27 protein-coding genes and 1 riboswitch are annotated in these 22,196 nt (G+C 44.2%); of the genes, 23 read left to right on the top strand and 4 right to left on the bottom strand.

Going from position 1 to position 22,196, the window contains the following annotated elements; genetic code table 11:
- Positions 1–7: 7 nt before the first annotated feature.
- Positions 8–1,681 (bottom strand): DEAD/DEAH box helicase, encoded by a 1,674-nt coding sequence (locus tag NX903_RS11585; protein ID WP_004398544.1) that lies wholly within the window; start codon positions 1,679–1,681, stop codon positions 8–10.
- Between the two features lie 168 nt (positions 1,682–1,849).
- Positions 1,850–1,951, top strand: a riboswitch (glycine riboswitch).
- 171 nt (positions 1,952–2,122) lie between these two features.
- Here NX903_RS11585 and gcvT point away from each other — a divergent pair.
- Genes gcvT through gcvPB form a run of 3 tightly spaced genes read left to right on the top strand, consistent with a single transcriptional unit; the run spans position 2,123 to position 6,046 of the window.
- The gene (gene gcvT / locus NX903_RS11580; RefSeq protein WP_086344077.1) at positions 2,123–3,211 is read left to right on the top strand and encodes a glycine cleavage system aminomethyltransferase GcvT; all 1,089 of its coding nucleotides are present in this window, start codon (positions 2,123–2,125) and stop codon (positions 3,209–3,211) included.
- Positions 3,212–3,240: 29 nt separating this feature from the next.
- The gene (gene gcvPA / locus NX903_RS11575) at positions 3,241–4,587 is read left to right on the top strand and encodes an aminomethyl-transferring glycine dehydrogenase subunit GcvPA (protein WP_086344076.1); all 1,347 of its coding nucleotides are present in this window, start codon (positions 3,241–3,243) and stop codon (positions 4,585–4,587) included.
- Positions 4,580–6,046, top strand: a complete 1,467-nt coding sequence (gene gcvPB, locus NX903_RS11570; RefSeq protein WP_086344075.1) for an aminomethyl-transferring glycine dehydrogenase subunit GcvPB — start codon at positions 4,580–4,582, stop codon at positions 6,044–6,046. Before gcvPA ends, gcvPB begins: the two co-directional genes overlap by 8 nt.
- 34 nt (positions 6,047–6,080) lie before the next feature.
- On the opposite strand, the gene NX903_RS11565 is transcribed toward gcvPB, so the two are convergent.
- A complete protein-coding gene (locus NX903_RS11565) occupies positions 6,081–6,461 on the bottom strand; it encodes a rhodanese-like domain-containing protein (RefSeq protein WP_004398485.1) in 381 nt (126 codons plus the stop codon).
- A 190-nt stretch (positions 6,462–6,651) separates the two neighbouring features.
- On the opposite strand from NX903_RS11565, the gene lipM reads away from it, so the two are divergent.
- The 3 genes from lipM (at position 6,652) to NX903_RS11550 (ending at position 9,017) form a co-directional block, all read left to right on the top strand.
- On the top strand, positions 6,652–7,488 hold the full coding sequence (lipM, locus tag NX903_RS11560; protein ID WP_014664579.1) for an octanoyltransferase LipM: 837 nt from the start codon (positions 6,652–6,654) through the stop codon (positions 7,486–7,488).
- 99 nt (positions 7,489–7,587) lie between these two features.
- Positions 7,588–8,016: a transcriptional regulator MntR gene (mntR, locus tag NX903_RS11555; protein ID WP_003236923.1), complete on the top strand. Its 429-nt coding sequence runs from the start codon at positions 7,588–7,590 to the stop codon at positions 8,014–8,016.
- Positions 8,017–8,141: 125 nt separating this feature from the next.
- On the top strand, positions 8,142–9,017 hold the full coding sequence (locus NX903_RS11550; protein ID WP_086344074.1) for a patatin-like phospholipase family protein: 876 nt from the start codon (positions 8,142–8,144) through the stop codon (positions 9,015–9,017).
- On the opposite strand, the gene NX903_RS11545 is transcribed toward NX903_RS11550, so the two are convergent.
- Together NX903_RS11545 and NX903_RS11540 are read right to left on the bottom strand one after the other, a co-directional pair.
- Entirely contained in the window at positions 9,014–9,409 is a 396-nt protein-coding gene (locus NX903_RS11545) for an SA1362 family protein (RefSeq protein ID WP_003226367.1), read from the bottom strand. The genes NX903_RS11550 and NX903_RS11545 overlap by 4 nt on opposite strands.
- A gap of 39 nt (positions 9,410–9,448) precedes the next feature.
- Positions 9,449–10,405, bottom strand: coding sequence for a DUF1385 domain-containing protein (locus NX903_RS11540; RefSeq protein WP_086344073.1), 957 nt, complete (start codon positions 10,403–10,405; stop codon positions 9,449–9,451).
- A gap of 226 nt (positions 10,406–10,631) precedes the next feature.
- Between NX903_RS11540 and NX903_RS11535 the strand changes: the two genes are divergently transcribed.
- From NX903_RS11535 to nusB, 17 genes are all read left to right on the top strand, one after another.
- Positions 10,632–11,168, top strand: coding sequence for a YqhR family membrane protein (locus tag NX903_RS11535; protein WP_072557057.1), 537 nt, complete (start codon positions 10,632–10,634; stop codon positions 11,166–11,168).
- Positions 11,169–11,254: 86 nt separating this feature from the next.
- Positions 11,255–11,701, top strand: coding sequence for a type II 3-dehydroquinate dehydratase (gene aroQ, locus NX903_RS11530; RefSeq protein WP_003230223.1), 447 nt, complete (start codon positions 11,255–11,257; stop codon positions 11,699–11,701).
- Positions 11,698–12,759: an aminopeptidase PapA gene (papA, locus tag NX903_RS11525; RefSeq protein WP_024571984.1), complete on the top strand. Its 1,062-nt coding sequence runs from the start codon at positions 11,698–11,700 to the stop codon at positions 12,757–12,759. Before aroQ ends, papA begins: the two co-directional genes overlap by 4 nt.
- 24 nt (positions 12,760–12,783) lie before the next feature.
- Positions 12,784–13,341: an elongation factor P gene (efp, locus tag NX903_RS11520; RefSeq protein WP_003226377.1), complete on the top strand. Its 558-nt coding sequence runs from the start codon at positions 12,784–12,786 to the stop codon at positions 13,339–13,341.
- Positions 13,342–13,486: 145 nt separating this feature from the next.
- Positions 13,487–13,768 (top strand): YqhV family protein, encoded by a 282-nt coding sequence (locus NX903_RS11515; protein WP_004398639.1) that lies wholly within the window; start codon positions 13,487–13,489, stop codon positions 13,766–13,768.
- Positions 13,769–13,843: 75 nt separating this feature from the next.
- On the top strand, positions 13,844–14,767 hold the full coding sequence (gene spoIIIAA, locus NX903_RS11510; RefSeq protein WP_086344072.1) for a stage III sporulation protein AA: 924 nt from the start codon (positions 13,844–13,846) through the stop codon (positions 14,765–14,767).
- Positions 14,761–15,276: a stage III sporulation protein SpoIIIAB gene (gene spoIIIAB / locus NX903_RS11505; RefSeq protein WP_086344071.1), complete on the top strand. Its 516-nt coding sequence runs from the start codon at positions 14,761–14,763 to the stop codon at positions 15,274–15,276. Before spoIIIAA ends, spoIIIAB begins: the two co-directional genes overlap by 7 nt.
- Before the next feature lie 22 nt (positions 15,277–15,298).
- A complete protein-coding gene (gene spoIIIAC, locus NX903_RS11500) occupies positions 15,299–15,505 on the top strand; it encodes a stage III sporulation protein AC (RefSeq protein WP_003153142.1) in 207 nt (68 codons plus the stop codon).
- A 6-nt stretch (positions 15,506–15,511) separates the two neighbouring features.
- Positions 15,512–15,913: a stage III sporulation protein AD gene (gene spoIIIAD, locus NX903_RS11495; RefSeq protein WP_003230228.1), complete on the top strand. Its 402-nt coding sequence runs from the start codon at positions 15,512–15,514 to the stop codon at positions 15,911–15,913.
- A gap of 18 nt (positions 15,914–15,931) precedes the next feature.
- Positions 15,932–17,131 carry a stage III sporulation protein AE gene (gene spoIIIAE, locus NX903_RS11490; RefSeq protein ID WP_086344070.1) on the top strand — a complete coding sequence of 400 codons (1,200 nt, stop codon included), beginning with the start codon at positions 15,932–15,934 and terminating at the stop codon, positions 17,129–17,131.
- Positions 17,132–17,144: 13 nt separating this feature from the next.
- On the top strand, positions 17,145–17,765 hold the full coding sequence (gene spoIIIAF, locus NX903_RS11485) for a stage III sporulation protein AF (RefSeq protein WP_003230233.1): 621 nt from the start codon (positions 17,145–17,147) through the stop codon (positions 17,763–17,765).
- Positions 17,758–18,447, top strand: coding sequence for a stage III sporulation protein AG (gene spoIIIAG / locus NX903_RS11480; RefSeq protein ID WP_003230248.1), 690 nt, complete (start codon positions 17,758–17,760; stop codon positions 18,445–18,447). The genes spoIIIAF and spoIIIAG overlap by 8 nt, the downstream gene beginning before the upstream one ends.
- A complete protein-coding gene (spoIIIAH, locus tag NX903_RS11475) occupies positions 18,448–19,104 on the top strand; it encodes a stage III sporulation ratchet engulfment protein SpoIIIAH (protein WP_086344069.1) in 657 nt (218 codons plus the stop codon). It begins immediately after the preceding gene.
- A gap of 156 nt (positions 19,105–19,260) precedes the next feature.
- Positions 19,261–19,740, top strand: a complete 480-nt coding sequence (gene accB, locus NX903_RS11470; protein WP_003230252.1) for an acetyl-CoA carboxylase biotin carboxyl carrier protein — start codon at positions 19,261–19,263, stop codon at positions 19,738–19,740.
- A gap of 11 nt (positions 19,741–19,751) precedes the next feature.
- The gene (accC, locus tag NX903_RS11465) at positions 19,752–21,104 is read left to right on the top strand and encodes an acetyl-CoA carboxylase biotin carboxylase subunit (RefSeq protein WP_003230253.1); all 1,353 of its coding nucleotides are present in this window, start codon (positions 19,752–19,754) and stop codon (positions 21,102–21,104) included.
- 20 nt (positions 21,105–21,124) lie between these two features.
- A complete protein-coding gene (yqhY, locus tag NX903_RS11460) occupies positions 21,125–21,532 on the top strand; it encodes a fatty acid biosynthesis protein YqhY (RefSeq protein ID WP_086344068.1) in 408 nt (135 codons plus the stop codon).
- A gap of 263 nt (positions 21,533–21,795) precedes the next feature.
- A complete protein-coding gene (gene nusB, locus NX903_RS11455; RefSeq protein WP_086344067.1) occupies positions 21,796–22,191 on the top strand; it encodes a transcription antitermination factor NusB in 396 nt (131 codons plus the stop codon).
- Positions 22,192–22,196 lie beyond the last annotated feature (5 nt).

Raw genomic sequence — 22,196 nt, 5'->3', positions numbered from 1 at the left:
TTACAGGCTAAGATCCTCTTTTTTCAGCAGGCAGCTGTTTTTTATAAGACAAAAATGAGGTTAAGTTATCCATTTTTATTTTCATTTCTTCTTCTGTTGCTGAGTGATACAAAATGTCATGAAGGTGCTCTTCAAAATTGTTCACTTGAATTTTCGTTAAAATATCATCAAGTTCACCGACCACTTTTTCAAACAAATGAATTTTTTCATATAAAAGCTTTAGAATATGCTCTTCCACCGTATGTTTTGTCGCCATGTTATAAATATGCACGTCACGCTCCTGCCCGAGTCTGTGAATTCTTCCGATTCTTTGCTCAAGCCGCATCGGGTTCCATGGCAGGTCATAGTTGATCATGTGATTGCAAAATTGCAGGTTAATTCCCTCACCGCCTGCTTCAGTTGCAATAAGGACTTGGATTTTTCCGCGGAAAAGATCCTTCATCCAGTCTTTTTTTCCACGTTTAAATCCGCCTCTAAACGGCACAGAACTGATGCCGTTTTGCTGAAGAAACCACTGAAGATAAATCTGGGTTGCACGGTATTCTGTAAAAATGATGACCTTATCGTCGATCTTTTTGATCAAGTCAACAACTTGAAGCGCTTTAGAGTTTTGTGTCACTTGATTGATGCGATCTATTAAAACTGAAATCGTATCCTCATCAATGGCAGGTGCTTGTTTCTCTTTTTGATCAAGCATCTTTTTCAGCGTCATATATACCGCTTCTCTGCTCGAACAGCATTCTCTTTGCAAGGTCATAATCGAGAACATGCTGGCTGGTTTATTGATACTGTCCTTCAAGCGAGAAATTTCATCATAAAGCGCCTGCTCTGATGGAGAAAATTGAATCGGCACTGTTTCAACATGGCGCTGTTTCCAATTCAGCCCTGTATCATGCCGCCTGTTACGGATCATGACTTTATTCACAAGATCTTTTAAATGTTCATGCGCTTCTAAACTGGATTTCTTCTTGGCGAACTCCTCCTGAAAGTGATTCTGACTGCCTAAATGGCCGGGTTTTAATAAGGACACCAAATTGAAAATCTCTTCGATACGGTTCTGGATTGGCGTCGCGGTAAGAAGCAGGCAATATTTTTTTACGAGATTCCGGACAAATTCATAGTTCTTCGTTTTGCTATTTTTCAGTTTGTGTGCCTCATCAATAATGACAAGATCATATGGGATAGACAGAACGATTTCTCGATGGGGCGAGCGCTTCGCGGTGTCTATTGATGAGACGACAATATCGCATTGCTCCCACACATAGCTTTTCTTTTGTTCAACAGCCGGAATCAAAAATTTTTCCTGAAGCTCTTTGACCCATTGTGACACAAGGGAAGCGGGCACAAGGATCAAAATTTTTTTTGCTAACCCGCGTATCATATATTCTTTTAGAATCAGTCCAGCTTCAACCGTTTTTCCGAGACCAACCTCATCTGCTAAAATCGCTTTCCCGTTCATTTTTTCAACCACTTTTTGCGCCACTTCGAGCTGGTGGGGGAGCGGCGTAAAGGAAGGCAGATATAAAGGAGCCCGTAAGCCTTCAAACTCTGGAATTGCTAATGTTTTCTGGATTTCTGCAGAGAGCTTGTACAGTTCCCAGTTTGCCCAAGGGCCATCGTTTTTCAGTCTTTCAGCAAATTCTTCAGGCCATTTTGCATCGTAGATCATTTCTGTATTCATTGCTTTGAAACCGCCTTTCTTATTCTTCGATTCTTAAGATGAATAATATAAGAAAAATCTGCCCAAATTGCTGTTGCCCAGCATATAGTGATGATGGTAGGATATGAGTATGTATTTGATGTAAGATATTGCTATAGTATGTCCATAACAGCATGAAAATATGAGCGAATGACAGCAAGGGGAGAGACCTGACCGAAAACCTCGGGATACAGGCGCCGAAGGAGCAAACTGCGGAGTGAATCTCTCAGGCAAAAGAACTCTTGCTCGACGCAACTCTGGAGAGTGTTTGTGCGGATGCGCAAACCACCAAAGGGGACGTCTTTGCGTATGCAAAGTAAACTTTCAGGTGCCAGGACAGAGAACCTTCATTTTACATGAGGTGTTTCTCTGTCCTTTTTTGTATATTTTTTAGCTGCGCCGTTGATAAAGGGGAGGAATTAGATGCTGAAAAGAACGCCGTTATTTGACCTGTATAAGGAATATGGAGGAAAAACGATTGATTTCGGAGGCTGGGAGCTTCCTGTTCAATTTTCTTCTATAAAAAAAGAACACGAGGCTGTCCGAACTGCAGCCGGTTTGTTTGATGTATCTCATATGGGAGAAGTCGAAGTGTCAGGGAACGACAGTCTGTCTTTTTTGCAAAGATTGATGACAAATGATGTTTCCGCGTTAACGCCAGGCCGTGCTCAATATACAGCGATGTGTTACCCGGATGGCGGAACCGTCGATGATTTGCTTATCTATCAAAAAGGAGAGAACCGCTATCTGCTTGTCATTAATGCTTCTAATATAGATAAAGACTTGGCTTGGATGAAAGAACATGCAGCAGGTGATGTGCAGATTGACAATCAGTCAGATCAAATCGCGCTCTTGGCTGTACAGGGACCGAAAGCAGAAGCGATCTTAAAAAATCTGACAGATGCAGATGTGTCTGCATTAAAGCCGTTTGCGTTTATTGATGAAGCCGATATCAGCGGCCGCAAAGCACTTATTTCACGCACTGGCTATACGGGAGAAGACGGGTATGAAATTTACTGCCGCAGTGATGATGCTATGCATATTTGGGAAAAAATCATCGATGCAGGGGATGCATACGGATTGATTCCATGCGGTCTCGGTGCACGTGATACACTCCGGTTTGAAGCGAAGCTCCCGCTCTACGGTCAGGAGCTGACCCGGGATATTACACCGATTGAAGCAGGTATAGGCTTTGCTGTAAAGCACAAAAAGGAGTCTGACTTTTTCGGTAAGTCAGTATTGAGTGAACAAAAAGAAAACGGAGCGAAGCGCAAACTTGTCGGTCTCGAAATGATTGAAAAAGGGATACCGCGGCACGGATATGAGGTTTTTCAAAATGGCAGGTTTGTCGGAAAGGTGACAACCGGCACGCAGTCACCGACATTAGGGAAAAACGTCGGCCTTGCCTTAATTGATTCGGAAACGAGTGAGATCGGGACTGTTGTAGATGTAGAGATTCGCAAAAAATTAGTGAAAGCAAAGGTTGTCAAAACACCATTTTATAAACGCTAATATTTTTTCTTGGAGAGAGGAGACAACACATGAAGCACCGTTATTTGCCCGCAACAGAAAAGGATAAACAGGAGATGCTTGCTACTATCGGCGTAAGCAGCATCGATGATTTATTTGCTGATATACCGGAAAACGTCAAATATAAAAAAGAGTATCAAATCAAAAAAGCGAAATCAGAAACAGAATTAATTAGAGAACTGACAAAGCTGGCCTCTAAAAATCGTGATACCGTACAATACGCTTCTTTCTTAGGAGCGGGTGTATATGACCACTATCAGCCTGTCATTGTGGATCATGTCATTTCGCGCTCTGAGTTTTATACCGCATATACGCCTTATCAGCCAGAGATTTCACAAGGAGAGCTCCAGGCTATTTTTGAATTCCAAACGATGATCTGTGAACTGACAGGCATGGATATCGCCAACTCCTCGATGTATGACGGCGGAACAGCCTTGGCAGAAGCAGCAATGCTTGCTTCAGGCCACACGAAAAAGAAAAAAATTGTTGTGTCAAAAACCGTGCATCCTGAATCGCGAGAGGTGCTGAAAACGTACGCAAAAGGTCAGTATATTGATGTTGTTGAAGTACCCGCTGCGGATGGCGTTACGGATCTTGATGCATTGCGCCAAACCGTTTGCGAGAACACAGCCGCAGTGATCGTTCAGTACCCGAATTTTTTCGGCCGGATCGAGCCGCTAAAGGATATTGAGCCTATCGCTCATCAAGGGAAATCCATGTTTATTGTTTCAGCCAACCCGCTGGCGCTAGGTCTTCTCACTCCGCCGGGCAAGTTTCAGTCTGATATCGTCGTCGGTGATGCGCAGCCTTTCGGCATTCCTTCAGCATACGGCGGCCCGCATTGCGGCTTTTTTGCCGTTACTAAAAAATTAATGAGAAAGGTGCCGGGCCGTCTCGTCGGACAAACGGAAGACGAAAACGGAAAAAGAGGCTTTGTGCTTACCCTGCAAGCCAGGGAGCAGCATATCCGCCGGGATAAAGCAACATCAAATATATGCTCGAACCAAGCTTTAAATGCGCTGGCAGCATCAGTGGCCATGACTGCTCTCGGAAAAAACGGCGTAAAAGATATAGCCCGCCAAAACCTCTTAAAAGCCAACTATGCAAAGCAAGAAGCAAAAAAAGCAGGCCTTACCGTTATGTTTGACGGGCCGATGTTTAATGAATTTGTCATCAAACTGGATGAGCCGGTGAGAGCTGTGAACAAGCGTTTGCTGGCAAAAGGCATGATTGGCGGATATGATCTTGGGTTGACGTATCCGGAGCTGGACTGCCATATGCTGATTGCTGTAACGGAGCTGAGAACAAAAGAAGAAATTGACGCACTCATTCAGGAATTGGGGGATCGCCATGAGTAATCAGGACCAGGCACTTATTTTTGAACTTTCAAGAGAAGGCCGAATCGGCTATAGTCTGCCGGAGCTCGATGTACCGGAAATCGAATTGGGGGACCTCTTGTCAGACACCTATATTCGTGACGAAGACGCAGCGCTGCCGGAGGTTTCAGAGCTAGACATCATGCGCCATTATACAGCGCTGTCCAAACGCAATCACGGGGTGGATTCCGGTTTTTATCCTCTCGGTTCTTGCACGATGAAATACAATCCGAAAATCAATGAAAAAATCGCACGTATATCTGGTTTTGCTGCGATTCATCCTCTTCAGGATGAAGACACGGTGCAAGGCGCATTAGAGCTTTTATATGATTTAAGCAAGCACCTTGAAGAAATAACGGGAATGGATGAGGTTACGCTTCAGCCTGCTGCCGGAGCGCACGGCGAATGGACGGGGCTGATGATGATCCGTGCCTATCATGAAGCTCGCGGGGATTTCAAGCGGACGAAGGTCATTGTCCCTGATTCCGCGCATGGGACGAATCCTGCATCAGCGACAGTAGCAGGCTTTGAAACAGTTACGGTGAAATCGAATGAAAAAGGGCTTGTTGATTTAGAGGATTTAAAAAGAGCAGTGAATGAAGAAACTGCAGCTCTTATGCTGACGAATCCGAACACGCTCGGCTTGTTTGAGGAGCAGATTACAGAGATGGCGGAAATTGTACACCAAGCGGGGGGGAAACTGTATTATGACGGCGCTAATTTAAATGCCGTTTTAAGCAAGGCGAGACCTGGTGATATGGGATTTGACGTGGTGCACCTCAACCTGCATAAAACATTCACAGGCCCTCATGGCGGCGGAGGCCCGGGCTCAGGCCCTGTCGGCGTAAAACAAGATCTGATTCCTTATTTGCCAAAGCCAGTTTTAGTCAAAAAAGAAGGGCGCTTTACGTTTGATTATGACCGCCCTCATGCGATCGGCCGTGTGAAGCCGTATTACGGCAACTTTGGCATTAATGTAAGAGCGTATACGTATATTCGCTCCATGGGGCCTGACGGATTAAAGGCTGTTACTGAGAACGCAGTGTTAAACGCCAACTATATGATGAGAAAGCTCGCGCCTTATTACGATCTTCCGTTTGACCGCCATTGCAAGCATGAATTTGTATTATCAGGGAAGCGGCAGAAAAAGCTGGGTGTGCGTACGCTTGATATTGCAAAGCGGCTCCTTGATTTCGGCTATCATCCGCCGACGATTTATTTCCCGCTTAATGTTGAAGAATGCATCATGATCGAGCCGACAGAGACCGAATCAAAGGAAACACTGGACGCGTTTGTTGATGCTATGATTCAAATCGCAAAAGAAGCGGAGGAGAATCCGGAGCTTGTTCAGGAGGCCCCGCATACAACGATTGTAAAAAGAATGGATGAAACAAAAGCGGCGAGACACCCGGTGCTCAGATACGAGGCGGAAGAAAGATAAATAAAAACAGCTGTCTACCAGACAGCTGTTTGCTTTATTTCTTCGCTTTAATCTTTCCGCCCCATTTTTTAAAGCCGCCTTTTAGGTTGTAAATCTCAGTGCAGCCGTTTTTGCGCAGGGTTTGTGCCGCGCGTCCGCTGCGGACACTGTTTTGGCAGTACAGGTAAACAGGCTTGTCCGTACGGATCTCATTTTTTCTCTGTTTCAGCTGGGAAAGCGGGATGTTGCGGGCGCCTAAAATATGTCCGCCCTCAAACTCATTTGGCTCACGAACATCAATAAGCTGCGCTTTGCGGTAACCCGCGCGGAATTCTTCTTCGGTAAGTGTTTTCATAATTCGCTGCTGATAGACATATGAAGCAATCATATAGATGATAAATGCAGCAAAAATAATCAAAACGATCATATTAGACAATGTGATTCTACTCCTTTAGCATATAAAATCAAAACCCTGCTTCATAAAACAAGGTCATAGAGCCGTTTTCGACAAATACTATTATAGTAAAGCACAGCGTGATTGTCATCTATAATGGAACTAAAATATTTTTCATTTTCCCGACAGTTTGATAAACTGATTCTATTAAAACGGTAAGGAAGGTCTTAAAATGCAAAAAGAAACTTGGCGGTTTATAGACTCAGGCAATGCAAGTCCTGCATTCAATATGGCGCTTGATGAAGCGCTTTTATATTGGCACAGCGAAAAGAAAATCCCCCCGGTTATCCGTTTTTACGGCTGGAATCCGGCGACACTTTCTGTAGGGTATTTTCAAAATATTAAAAAGGAAATCAATTTTGAAGCAGTACATAAATATAATCTCGGATTCGTCAGACGCCCGACCGGCGGGAGAGGTGTGCTGCACGATCAGGAACTGACATACAGCGTAATTGTTTCGGAAGAGCACCCCGAGATGCCGGCAACTGTTACTGAGGCTTACCGGGTTATTTCAGAAGGCATACTTCAAGGCTTTAGAAATCTCGGTCTGGACGCTTACTTTGCCATCCCGAGAACTGAAAAAGAAAAAGAAAGCTTAAAAAATCCGCGGTCATCTGTTTGTTTTGACGCGCCTTCATGGTATGAGCTAGTGGTTGAGGGGCGCAAGGTGGCGGGAAGCGCGCAAACGAGACAAAAAGGCGTGATTCTTCAGCATGGCTCCATTCTGCTTGATTTGGATGAGGATAAGCTGTTCGATCTGTTCTTATATCCGAGTGAAAGAGTAAGAGAACGGATGCAGCGCAATTTCAAAAATAAAGCGGTTGCCATTAATGAACTCACTGAAAAGCGGGTGACGATGGATGAGGCTCGTAAAGCCTTTAAAGAAGGATTTGAAACAGGTCTTAACATTCATTTGGAGCCATATGAACTTTCTCAGGAAGAGCTTGATTTTGTTCATCACTTGGCTGAAACAAAGTACGCTTCAGATGAATGGAATTATAAGCGGTAAACAGGGCTTTTGACCCGCGGAGCATCCTTGTTTTTTCAAGTTCATTAGTGTAAACTTGTAATGGTTTATAAAGTTAAGGTGCTTTTTGGGAGGGTTTCGATGACAACACCAAGTATGGAAGATTATATTGAACAGATTTATATGCTGATTGAAGAAAAAGGATATGCACGAGTTTCCGATATCGCGGAAGCATTGGCAGTCCATCCCTCCTCTGTAACAAAAATGGTTCAAAAACTAGATAAAGACGAATATTTAATTTATGAAAAATATCGCGGTCTCGTGTTAACGTCTAAAGGGAAAAAAATAGGCAAACGGCTGGTATACAGACATGAATTGCTTGAGCAGTTTTTAAGAATCATTGGTGTTGATGAAGAGAAAATATATAACGATGTCGAAGGAATCGAACATCATTTAAGCTGGAACAGCATTGATCGCATCGGGGATCTTGTTCAATATTTTGAAGAAGATGATGCCCGTAAAAAAGATCTGAAATCAATCCAAAAGAAAACAGAACATCATAATCAGTAAAAAGGCGGTCTCGAAGGAGGCCGTCTTTTTTGATACGCTGACGCCGCCCGTCATTCATTGGTCTATTTCTTCGCGTGTTTTCTTAAAATGGTAATAAACGATCGGATGGAGGGGGAGGGAATGAGATGTATATTGACGGTGTGTTTTCCGGCGGAGGAGTAAAAGGCATTGCGCTCGCAGGCGCTTATGAAGTGCTTGAGGAAAAAGGCTTCCGCTTTAAAAGGGTTGCGGGTACAAGCGCCGGCGCCATTATTGCCGCTTTCATTGCGTCAGGTTACACCAGTAAGGAAATCCACGCTTTAATTGAAGAAGTGGACGGAGAGAAATTGCTGGATCAGAGGTACTCATTTCTCCCCTTAAAGATGCTCCAGTGGGTGTCCATCTACTGGCGTCTTGGCTTATACAAAGGCGATACGATAGAAAAATGGATTGCTGATCTGTTAAGAGCGAAAGGCATAAGGGTTTTCGGCGATTTGAAGAAAGGGTCTCTGCGCCTTATTGCTTCTGATCTGACAAACGGCACCATGATTGTTTTGCCGGACGATTTGGCCCGTTACGGGTTAAATCCCGATATGTTCCCGGTTGCCAGAGCGGTCAGAATGAGCTGCAGCATTCCGTATTTTTTTGAACCGATAAAATTAAAAACGGACACAGGCACCGCCACGGTTGTCGACGGAGGTGTGTTAAGCAATTTCCCCATCTGGCTGTTTTCAAAGGAAAGAAAGCGCCCTGTGATCGGTGTGACGCTTGCGCCGCGTGAAAGAGAGCGTCCGAAAAAAAATATCCGCAACGCTTTTGAACTGTTCGGCGCCCTGTTTGAAACGATGAAGGATGCCCATGACGCAAGGCACATTGCATCACGCTATGAACAAAATATCATTTTTCTCCCGGTTGATGGCGTAATGGCAACTGATTTTCATTTAACAAAACAAAAAAAACTAGCCCTGATTGAGCTAGGTAAAAGACGGACAGAGCTGTTTTTAAAGCAGTGGACCTATTAAAAAAGCGCCCTGTTTTTCTTTTTATTTTTTTTCCCTTCTATAACAGTCAGCTGAGTCTGGCTTTTTTTCTTGAGAATCATCGGCTTAGGCTTGCTGGCGCTCGGAACGCTTCGCAGGTGGCTGACACGTCCCTTATGTCCGGCGCGGTGTTTTGCTTTTTGTTCTTTCATCCGGCGCCGCGATTGTTTCGCCGCTTTTTTGAAGGCTGCTCCTTCGCTGCCCGCATTTCGATTCATTACATATTTCACAATAAAATAAATAATGATACCTGCCACGATGACGGTTACCGCCATTTTTGCCATTTCTCCGGGATTGGTTACCAGCACATAGAGGAAACCGAACGCTCCCAGCGCAATTAATACAGCAATAATAGGTTGTACACGATGATTCATAACTGTCCACCTCCGAAAGTAATAGCAGGGCAACGGATTTTAGATGACGTTGTGAGAAGGCTTCTGATTTTGCTCAGACAATTCTTCGAGTCTGAGAAGTTCGTTAAAGCTTTCGATGGCAACTTCAACCTGGTCATCCTTAGGTTCCTTTGTGGTTAACAGCTGAAGCCAAAGACCCGGGTACCCAAGTATTTTCAGACCGGGAATGTCACGCACTTTGTTTGTCAGCTGCAGAACTTCAAAGGATATACCAAGCACGACCGGTATCAGTGCGACACGATCTATAACACGCAGCCAAAGCGGATCTGTCGGAACGAGTAAATAAACAAACATGCCGACAATAATCGTAAATAAAATAAAGCTTGATCCGCAGCGGTAATGAAGCCGAGATTGGTTTTGGACGTTCTCCACAGTAATTGGCAAATTCTGTTCATAACAGTTTATGACTTTATGTTCGGCTCCATGATATTGAAACACTCTTTTAATAAGCGGTGTCATGGACAAAAAATAGATGTAACCGAGCAGCAAAATCAACTTAAACAGGCTTTCAACCGCGATTTGCGCCGTGTCCGAGGAAAAAATCGGCCTTGTCAGTTCAGCTAAGAAAACTGGAACCAATGTAAATACGAATTTACTGAACAAAAATGATAGGACGCCTATAACTGCGAGGCTGAGATACATAGACAGCCCGGAGGATTTTTTTTCTTCCTGCTCAAGTGTCTCGTCTTCAGATGGATCGAGCCCGTAACGTTCGCTTGAAAAATTCAGATGCTTTGTGCCGTTTGCACTCGCTTCGATAATGGCCGCGATCCCCCGTAAAAACGGGATCTTTTTCACGATGTTCAGTTTCGGGTTGTGTTTGCGTGGAAGCTTAAAAAAGTCAATGCTTCCATCCGTTCTTTTGATGGCTGTAACGTAATGATGCTTTCCGCCAAACATAACGCCTTCCACAACAGCCTGCCCGCCGTAAGCGGGCGGAACTTTATGTTTTGACATATTATCAACCTGCCTATTTCTTTAGGATTGCTAACCATTTCCTTTCACTCTATTGTACAGGAAACAGCGCTAAACCTCTAGATTGACAGGCTGAAAAAATTGCCATAGCCTTGCTTTTTCTACATGCATTATACCCGTTATTTTCAAATTTTACTCGCAGCTTCCAAAAAGTGTGAGCTTTTTTATTGACATTTTATTTTTTGGGCACACTTTAACTGGAGGTGCCATGATGACTAGCGAAAAAGATACAGAACAAAATGAAGAATTGAATGAGAAGCAAAAGCCGCCTGTTTCAATGGCCGGCAGGGTGGCGGCAACAGGTTTTTGCGGAGGTGTACTTTGGAGTTTCGTTGCTTATATCGCATATTTGTTTCATTTTTCCGAAATCAGCCCGAATATGATATTGCAGCCGTTTGTGCTCGGAGAGTGGAAAAAACATGGGCTGGGAACGGTAATCAGCATCATTTTGATTGGAGTAATTTCAATTGGCGCAGCGTTTCTTTATTTTCTTCTATTGAAACGTTTAAAAACAATGTGGCCGGGTATTTTATACGGCTTGGTGCTTTGGCTGCTCGTGTTTTTTGTTTTTAATCCGATTTTTCCAGAAGTGCGCACGGTGACCGAACTGACATCAGATACAATTATTACGACCATTTGCATTTATTTGCTTTACGGGCTTTTTGTCGGGTATTCCATTTCATTTGAATACAATGAGCTGAATTCGGAAAAGCTTGCACGTGCGCTGGGAATGCATAGAGAATAGTGTATAATCCTTTTCCAGTATGATAAAATGTTCACGAGAAGTGAACATTTTTTACATGAGAAACCCTCGCGAAAAGGAGAGATTATGTGCCTCATTTTTTGATTTTGAACGGACCGAATGTTAACCGGCTTGGGAGTCGTGAGCCTGAAGTATTCGGCCGCCAGACACTGACCGATATTGAAACAGATCTTTTTCAGTTTGCTGAAGCCTTACATATCCAGCTCACTTTCTTCCAGTCTAATCACGAAGGTGATTTGATAGATGCGATACATGAGGCTGAGGAGCAATACAGCGGGATTGTTCTGAACCCTGGCGCCCTGAGTCATTACAGCTATGCGATCAGGGATGCTGTTTCAAGCATCAGTCTTCCTGTGGTAGAGGTGCATTTATCAAACTTATACGCCAGGGAAGAATTCAGGCATCAGTCGGTTATCGCTCCTGTTGCGAAAGGGCAGATTGTCGGTCTTGGAGCTGAAGGCTACAAGCTTGCTGTTCGCTACTTATTAAGCCAGCAAGGGGGAGAATCAAGATGAAGCTAGAGAAATTAAGAAACCTGTTTGGACAGCTGGGAATTGACGGCATGCTGATTACAAGCAGCACGAATGTACGCTATATGACAGGGTTTACAGGTTCAGCGGGTTTGGCTGTTATATCGGGTGACAAAGCAGCGTTTATTACGGATTTTCGTTATACTGAGCAGGCGAAGGTTCAGGTAAAGGGCTTTGAGATCATTGAACATGGCGGCAGCCTGATTCAGACCACTGCCAACACTGTTGAATCGTTTGGCATCAAGCGTCTCGGCTTTGAACAGAACAGCATGACATATGGCACTTACGCTTCATACAGCGCCGTTATCAGTGATGCAGAATTAGTGCCTGTGGCTGAATCCGTGGAAAAGTTGCGCTTGATTAAGTCTAGTGAAGAGATTAAGATATTAGAGGAAGCTGCGAAGATTGCAGATGATGCCTTCAGACATATCTTGACGTTTATGAAACCCGGCATTTCTGAAATCGCTGTTGCCAATGAGCTGGAGTTTTATATGAGAAGCCAGGGAGCAGACAGCTCTTCTTTTGATATGATTGTCGCCTCAGGCCTTCGTTCAAGCCTTCCGCACGGTGTGGCCAGTGACAAACTGATTGAAAGCGGAGACCTTGTTACGCTTGATTTTGGCGCTTATTATAAAGGATATTGTTCTGATATTACCCGGACGGTCGCTGTAGGTCAGCCCAGTGATCAATTGAAGGAGATCTATCAGGTTGTATTTGATGCTCAGGCGCTTGGCGTCGCACATATTAAGCCGGGAATGACAGGAAAAGAGGCTGACGCCCTCACAAGGGATCATATTGCTGCAAAAGGCTACGGTGACTATTTCGGCCATTCAACCGGGCACGGGCTCGGCATGGAAGTTCATGAATCGCCGGGATTATCCGTCAGATCTTCAGCTATCCTTGAACCGGGTATGGTGGTCACAGTGGAGCCGGGCATTTACATACCAGAAACAGGCGGTGTCCGCATTGAAGATGACATCGTGATTACAGAAAACGGCAACCGGACAATCACCCATTCCCCAAAAGAACTTATTATTTTGTGATTGGAATATAGGAGGACATTAAACATGATTTCAGTTAACGATTTCCGTACAGGATTAACAATTGAAGTAGATGGCGGCATTTGGCGCGTCGTTGACTTCCAGCACGTAAAACCTGGAAAAGGTGCGGCATTTGTCCGCTCTAAACTCCGCAACCTTCGCACTGGCGCGATTCAGGAAAAAACATTCCGCGCTGGTGAAAAAGTAGCGAAAGCGCAAATCGAAACCAAAACAATGCAATATCTATATGCAAACGGAGATCAGCACGTATTTATGGATACTTCTTCTTATGAGCAGCTTGAACTGAGCGCAACTCAAATCGAAGAAGAATTAAAATACCTGCTAGAAAACATGTCTGTGCATATCATGATGTACCAGGATGAAACACTTGGTATCGAACTTCCAAACACAGTTGAGCTGAAAGTTGTTGAAACTGAACCTGGTATTAAAGGTGATACAGCGTCAGGCGGTACAAAACCTGCGAAAACTGAAACCGGGCTTGTTGTAAACGTGCCGTTCTTTGTGAATGAAGGCGACACACTTGTTGTCAATACATCAGACGGTTCTTACGTTTCAAGAGCATAGAAAGAAAAAAAGAAGTCTGTTCCCAAATGGGGGCAGGCTTTTTTTTGTGCCCAAAAACAGAATCTTTCTTTTATACGAAAATGACAAGACTACTTCAGCAAGCTAGAGCATATCATATAAAAAAATGGGAGGTTGGGAGAGTGCTATGAAATTTTTACTTGGAAATATCAATTCTACTGTTTTAACAATGGCGGGATTACGAGTTTTATCCTCTATGATTGAGCTGACGGCAGCAATTGTCATGCTTGTGACCAACGATGTCCGGAAGGCGGTTGTGGTTAACAGCATTCTCGCTATTGTCGGTCCGTTGATTTTTATCATTACGATGACTGTCGGAATCTACCAAATTGCCGGGCAGCTTTCGTATGCAAAGCTGATTCTGATTTTTACGGGTGTTGTCTTGATTTTGGCGGGTGTTCATAAATAAAGAGAGGCTTGTCATAAAGTCTGCCTCACATCATACATTTTAAAGAAGCCAATCGGTAGAAAGGAGGAGGCTCTGTTGAATGAAATCGCTGAGGTTCTCCCTGAATCCATGAAAAACGCCCTTTCTGAAATACCGGAACAACAATGGCTGGAAATCGAAGAAGTCAGAATTCGGATCAACCGCCCTGTTGAATTGATTCGAAGAGGACAACCTGTTTATTTGTCCTATGCGGGCACGGCCGAGGATGCCCATCTGATCCTGAGCCGGCTCAGCAACTATAGTATGTATACACTTGAAGAAGAGCTGAAGAAAGGGTATGTCACGATCAGAGGCGGCCACAGAGTCGGACTGGCGGGCAGAGTCATTACGGAAAACGGAGGTGTGAAAGGCCTCCGTGACATCGCATCTTTTAATATACGAATTGCCCGGCAAAAGCTGGGGATTGCGGAGCCGCTGCTTCCATACTTATATCAAAACAGCTGGCTGAATACGCTGATTATCGGACCGCCCCAAACAGGCAAAACAACACTTCTCCGGGACCTAGCGAGGCTCTCAAGCACCGGCAAAAAAACCATGCTGCCCGTAAAGACAGGAATCGTCGATGAACGGTCAGAAATTGCCGGATGTCTTCGCGGCATTCCGCAGCATCAATTTGGTCAGAGAATTGACGTGTTAGATGCCTGTCCAAAAGCTGAAGGGCTGATGATGATGATTCGATCCATGAGCCCTGAGGTGATGATTGTCGATGAAATCGGGCGTATGGAAGATACAGATGCACTTCTGGAGGCGCTGCATGCCGGTGTTTCAGTAATCGTATCGGCGCATGGCTGGAGCATATCCGACCTGATGAAGCGGCCTTCATTGAAGCGTTTGTGGGAAGAAAGAGCCTTTGACCGCTATTTGGAATTATCGAGAGCGAAGGGGCCGGGCACAGTGAGCCAAATTTATGACAAAGACGGAAATGTGCTGTCTAGGACGACGGGCGTGAAAACATGCTGAAGCTGCTGGGCGCTGTATTCATTGTGGTAGCGACAACATGGACAGGTTTTGAGATGGCGAAGATTTATACAGAACGGCCGCGGCAAATCCGCCAGCTGCGTGCGGCGCTTCAATCCCTCGAGGCTGAAATCATGTACGGCCATACACCGCTTCATACTGCTTCACAGCAGATTGCCAAACAGCTCGCACAGCCTGTTTCAGCTCTTTTTTCCGCATTCAGTGATCAGCTGGACAAGGGAAGTGATTCCGCGAAAACGGCGTGGGAGCAAAGCTTAAAGAATGTATGGGACACCCTGTCTTTGAAAAAAAGCGAATACGAAGTGCTGAAGCAGTTTGGCGAGACGCTTGGGATTCATGATCGAATCTCTCAGCAAAAGCACATCAAGCTGGCGCTGACACATTTGGAAGCCTCGGAAGCGGATGCTGAGCAGGCGCAAGCGAAAAATGAAAAGATGATAAAAAGTTTGGGCTTTTTAGCGGGCTTGTTACTCATTCTTCTATTGATGTAAACGTGAGGGGAGCAAAAATAAAATGGGAGTAGACGTGAATGTCATATTTCAAATCGCCGGAGTGGGAATCGTGGTCGCTTTTTTACACACGATATTGGATCAGATGGGCAAGAAAGAATACGCTCAGTGGGTGACGCTGTTAGGTTTTATCTATATTTTATTTATGGTCGCCACGATTGTAGATGACCTATTTAAAAAGATAAAAGCTGTGTTTTTATTCCAAGGATAGGGGGGCTTGCAGATTGACATTGTTCAAATTGTAGGTTTAGGGCTGATCGCCACCTTCCTTTCTTTAATCGTAAAAGAACAAAAGCCGACTTTTGCGTTTTTAATCGTCGTTTTTGCCGGATGTGCCATTTTTCTTTATTTAGTAGACCAAATCTACGACATTATTCGAATGATAGAAAAAATTGCGATTAATGCAAATGTCAACATGGTCTATGTTGAAACCATTTTAAAGATTATCGGAATCGCCTATATTGCTGAATTCGGGGCACAGCTCACAAAAGATGCCGGTCAAGGAGCCATCGCCTCGAAAATAGAATTGGCGGGGAAAATTTTAATACTCGTTATGGCTGTGCCTATTTTAACCGTCATTATCGAGACGATTCTCGGACTTATACCTTCTATGTCATAACCGAAAGGAGGCGGTAGATTGAAGCGCTTTCAATGGGTTTTGCTTTTGGCCGTGCTGATCATAGCAGGCCGTGCAGAAATTGTACAAGCAGCTGGTAATGCAGAAAAAACGGAAGACCATGCTGAAACAGCTGAGCAATTAGCGGAAAGGACAGCAGCCTCGCTTGAAACAGATAAGATCGGGGAATTTTGGAATGACATTATGACAGAATACGGCGGACTGCTGCCGGAAAGCCAAAAAGGCAGCTTAATGGAGTTTATCAATGGCGATAAATCATTCTCACCTCAAGAATGGCTGAAAGCTCTCTTTTCTTATTTGTTTCATGAAGTGCTTGCCAACGGAAAGCTGCTGGGCACATTGATTTTGCTCACGATTTTTTGCGTCATTCTGCAGCTTTTGCAAAATGCTTTTCAGCAAAGCACCGTCAGTAAGGTCGCTTACTCAATTGTGTACATGGTGCTGATTATCCTTGCGCTTAATAGCTTTCATGTGGCAATTAACTATGCAACTGAGGCGATTCAGACGATGACCAGCTTTATCCTGGCGCTCATTCCGCTCCTCTTGGCGCTTTTGGCTTCCTCAGGCGGAGCTGTATCTGCTGCCTTCTTTCATCCTGTTATCCTCTTCCTGATGAACACGAGCGGTCTCTTGATTCAGAATATCGTCATGCCGCTGATTTTCTTATCAGCGATTCTGAGCATTGTCAGCACCATGACCGAACAATACAAAGTAACACAGCTGGCCAACCTGCTCAGAAATATCGCCATCGGAGCGCTGGCTGTTTTTCTTACCATCTTTCTCGGCGTCATCTCTGTTCAGGGAGCCTCGGCTGCAGTGACAGACGGCATTACGCTCAGGACGGCTAAATTTATAACCGGAAATTTTATTCCTGTGCTTGGCCGAATGTTTACAGACGCAACAGATACAGTAATCAGCGCCTCTTTACTGCTGAAAAATACGGTAGGGATTCTCGGTGTTGCTATTTTGATCTGTATCGCGGCATTTCCGGCAATCAAAGTGCTTTCCCTCGCTTTTATTTATAAGCTGGCAGCCGCGATTCTTCAGCCGCTAGGAGGCGGGCCCGTCATCACCTGCCTCGACGTCATCAGCAAAAGCGTCATTTATATTTTTGCAACTCTCGCCATTGTGTCTCTCATGTTTTTTTTAAGCCTTACTGTCATAATCACAGCCGGAAACCTCACGATGATGATGAAATGAAGGAGGCAGGCGAATGAGTTTTTTAACGGAATGGCTTACCACCATCGTGTTGTTTATCCTATTTGCAATTGTGATTGATATGCTGCTGCCGAGCTCCAGCATGCAAAAGTACGCAAAAATGGTAGTCAGCCTGCTCTTGATTGTCGTCATGCTTACGCCGATTTTTAAACTTTTCAAGACAGATCCCGAAGTCATCTTTGAATACCTCACAAAAAACGGGCAGTCAGAGTCTGCCGACATAAAAAATCAAATCAATTCAAAAAAAATAGAAATACAAGCTTCCCAGCGCGCATATATTCTAGAAGAAATGGCTGTCCAACTAAAAAAGAAAGCGGAGGAGAGATTCAGTCATGATGAATATAAAGTAGGCCGCATCAAACTCACGGCAGGAGAAAAGGTAGATTCAGAAGAGGATATTAAAACAATCAGCGTGTATATGGCCCCGTCTTCTGAAAAAACGGTCCAAACGGTCGCGCCGGTCCACATTGATACAGATCATGCATACGTAACAAAAGAAGCAGCCGAACAAAAAGAAGCCAAACAGATACAAACGCAGCTCGCGGACATTTGGGAAATCGGAAGTGAGAAAATTACTGTTCATATGGAAGGCGGGGAGAGTGTCGGCAATGAATAAAAACGGATTATGGAATGTATTGAAAAAGCAGTTTCTTCCGGGACAAACGAAGGACGGCGAAAAGCCGAAGCTGACCAAATATCATTACTTTCTATTCGTTTTTGTTCTCGGAGTTTCCTTTATGCTTGTCAGCCAGCTGTTTTCTTCACCTGAGAAAACTGAAAACGCCAAAACGATAACGGCCGTATCATCACAACATTCCGCAGACAGCAAAGAGAAAACAGCCGAAGTGTTTAAAGCCTCAAAATCTGATAAACCTAAAGACTCGATCGATGACTATGAAAAAGAATACGAAAATCAGCTGAAAGAAATTCTTGAAACAATCATTGGTGTGGACGATGTCTCGGTTGTCGTGAATGTAGATGCAACGTCGCTGAAAGTATACGAAAAAAACAAATCAAACAAAAATACAACCACTGAAGAAACTGACAAAGAAGGCGGGAAAAGAAGCGTTACAGACCAATCATCGGAGGAAGAAATCGTCATGATCAAAAACGGCGATAAAGAAACACCTGTCGTCGTCCAAACGAAAAAACCTGATATACGCGGTGTACTCGTTGTTGCTCAAGGAGTGGACAACGTTCAAATAAAACAAACCATTATCGAAGCGGTGACACGGGTCCTGGATGTTCCAAGCCACCGGGTTGCGGTTGCCCCTAAAAAAATAAAGGAGGATTCATAAATGCTTAAAAAACAAACCGTTTGGCTATTAACAATGCTCAGTCTTGTCGTGGTGTTAAGCGTCTACTATATCATGTCGCCGGAAAGCAAAAACGCCGTGCAGATGCAAAGTGAAAAAAGCGCGTCTGACAGCGGAGAGGTCGCAACTGAAAAAGCGCCTGCCAAGGAAGACACGAAGGAAAAAAGCGGTACAGAAACTGAAAAAGGAAAAGAAGATGGAACAAAGGGAACGAAAGATTCATCAGCAGACAAGGAAACATCCGCTGAAGCCAGTGAAAAAGGAACTGTTGTTACGGAAACAGCCGATGATGATTTGTTTACAACGTACCGTCTTGATTTAGAAGATGCCAGAAGCAAAGAAAGAGAAGAGCTGAATGCCATTGTGTCAAGCGATGATGCAACAGCCAAGGAGAAAAGCGAAGCATACGATAAAATGACGGCTCTCAGTGAAGTGGAAGGAACAGAAAAACAGCTAGAAACGCTGATTAAAACACAAGGTTACGAGGATGCGCTCGTTAATGCTGAAGGAGATAAAATCAATATTACAGTCAAATCAGACAAACACTCCAAATCGAAGGCGACAGCCATTATAGACCTTGTCGCAAAAGAAATCAAAACAATGAAAGATGTCGCTGTCACGTTTGAACCATCCAAGTAAGAAAGAGGAAAAAGAAGCCCGCTAAACAAGCGGGCTTTTTGCGTTGCTGTCATATTAGAGTTGAATTCAAAAGTCCGCTCCTGTAAGATGAACATAGTATGTACTTTTAGTAGTAACCTATAAAAAAAGAAATTTCATACATAGGAGTGCGATTGAATGTTAAATATCAAAGAAATCCACGAGCTGATTAAAGCAATTGACGAGTCTACAATTGACGAATTCGTATATGAAAATGAAGGTGTATCCTTAAAACTGAAAAAACACGAAGCAGGCACGGTTCAAGTCATGCAGCAGGCACCGGCAGCACCTGTACAAGCACAGGCTCCGCAGGCAGTCCAGCCGCAAGCGCAGCAAGCAGCGGCACCTGCCCAAGAAGCACCAAAGCAAGATGAGAATCTGCATAAAATCACTTCACCAATGGTAGGAACATTTTATGCTTCTTCATCACCGGAAGCTGGCCCGTATGTAACAGCCGGTTCAAAAGTAAATGAAAACACAGTTGTCTGCATTGTAGAAGCGATGAAGCTTTTCAACGAAATCGAAGCAGAAGTGAAAGGCGAAATCGTTGAAGTATTAGTAGAAAACGGCCAGCTGGTCGAATACGGACAACCTCTATTTCTTGTAAAAGCGGAGTAAGGAGACTTAACATGATTAAAAAGCTATTGATCGCCAACAGAGGAGAAATTGCTGTCAGAATCATCAGAGCCTGCAGAGAGCTCGGAATTGAGACTGTCGCTGTTTATTCAGAAGCTGATAAAGATGCCCTTCATGTTCAAATGGCCGATGAAGCTTTTTGTATCGGACCGAAAGCATCAAAAGACAGCTATTTAAACGTTACAAATATTGTGAGTGTTGCAAAGCTGACTGGCACGGACGCCATTCATCCGGGATACGGATTTTTAGCTGAAAATGCTGATTTCGCTGAATTATGTGAAGAAGTTAATGTCACGTTTGTCGGCCCGAGCGCTGACGCCATTTCAAAAATGGGAACAAAAGACGTTGCGCGGGAAACGATGAAACAGGCCGGCGTGCCAATCGTACCGGGTTCACAGGGAATTATAGAAAATGTGGAAGAAGCGGTTTCGCTTGCTAATGAAATTGGGTATCCTGTAATTATAAAAGCCACCGCAGGCGGAGGCGGAAAAGGAATTAGGGTTGCCCGTACTGAAGAGGAACTGATTAATGGCATTAAGATTACACAGCAGGAAGCGGCAACTGCATTTGGGAATCCAGGTGTATACATCGAAAAATACATAGAAGATTTTCGCCACGTTGAGATCCAAGTGCTTGCTGATAACTACGGAAATACGATCCATTTGGGCGAACGCGACTGCTCGATCCAAAGACGCCTGCAAAAGCTTTTGGAAGAATCACCATCTCCTGCCCTTGATTCAGAAATCAGGGAGCAAATGGGAGATGCAGCGGTAAAGGCTGCAAAAGCGGTTGGCTATACAGGTGCTGGAACAGTTGAATTTATCTATGACTACAATGAACAGCGCTATTACTTCATGGAAATGAACACGAGAATTCAGGTAGAGCACCCAGTCACAGAAATGGTGACGGGCACTGACCTGATCAAGGAACAAATCAAAGTAGCATCAGGAATGGAACTGAGCCTCAAGCAAGAAGATGTTGAATTTGAAGGCTGGGCCATCGAATGCCGAATCAACGCAGAAAACCCAAGTAAAAATTTCATGCCGTCACCTGGCGAAATTAAAATGTACCTGCCTCCTGGCGGTCTTGGTGTCCGTGTCGATTCAGCTGCGTACCCTGGCTATTCCATCCCACCGTACTATGACAGCATGATTGCAAAGGTAATCACATACGGAAAAACGAGGGATGAAGCGATTGCTCGCATGAAGCGCGCATTGAGCGAATTCGTCATCGAAGGCATTGAGACAACAATCCCTTTCCATTTAAAACTGCTTGAACACGAAACATTTGTGAGCGGAGAGTTTAATACGAAATTTTTAGAAACATATGATGTAATGGGCTCATAATTTTTACGGAGGTGAATTGAATGAAAGACAACAGCTTGCTTAAAATGGATCACGAAGATACGCATTTGGGTAAGGTTGAGATTGCACCGGAGGTCATTGAGGTCATTGCCGGCATTGCAGCATCAGAAGTTGATGGAGTTGCCGAAATGCGCGGAAACTTTGCGACAGGCGTCGTTGAGCGCTTTGGCAAAGTGAATCATGGCAAAGGTGTCAAAGTCGACCTGGCGGATGACAGAATTACGATCGATGTATACTGTGTCGTTACATTTGGCGTTTCGATTCCGAAAGTTGCAGCATCCGTTCAGGAAAACATTCGTCAAACCTTATTAAATATGACGTCTCTTTCGATTAACGAGATCAATATTCACATCGTCGGCATTCAATTTGACACAAAAGCCCAAGAAGTCCAAATCGACGAAGAAATGTAAATGGCTTAACACGAAACCAAGGGGAGGGCGGCCCTTTGGTTTTTTTACACGTTACCCTTTATTTCAAAGCATGAAGAAAGCCGGCTTACATAGCCGAGTTTCTTCATGAACGTGAAATCCGAATAATCATATTAAGGTGTGTGAAAATATTCGGCAATAGGGTAAAAAAACCTTGATTTCAATATGCGGATACGAAAAAAATATGTTATGATCTCTTTGTGGCTTAACGACAAGCGGATAAAGAGGATCAAAGGAGAAAGAAAATGAAAAGAAGAACAGCAAGAGAAAAAGCTTTGCAGGCACTATTTCAAATTGATGTCAGCGATATTGCAGTGAATGAAGCCATAGAACACGCACTGGATGAAGAAAAAACAGATCCTTTCTTTGAACAGCTTGTACACGGGGTATTGGAACACCAAAACCAGCTGGATGAAATGATCTCCAAGCATCTGGTGAATTGGAAGCTCGATCGGATTGCCAATGTTGACCGTGCGATTTTGCGCCTGGCAGCATATGAAATGGCATATGCCGAAGACATTCCGGTTAATGTCTCCATGAACGAAGCGATTGAGCTGGCAAAACGGTTTGGTGATGACAAAGCGACAAAGTTTGTAAACGGGGTTCTTTCTAACATTAAATCTGATATTGAACAATCATAGGAGGA

It is taken from the genome of Bacillus sp. FSL R5-0576 (assembly GCF_038004765.1).
In the GTDB taxonomy this organism is placed as follows: Bacteria; Bacillota; Bacilli; order Bacillales; family Bacillaceae; genus Bacillus; species Bacillus subtilis.
Note: the sequence above shows the minus strand (reverse complement) of the source record. Positions and strands in the feature narration are given on the sequence as shown.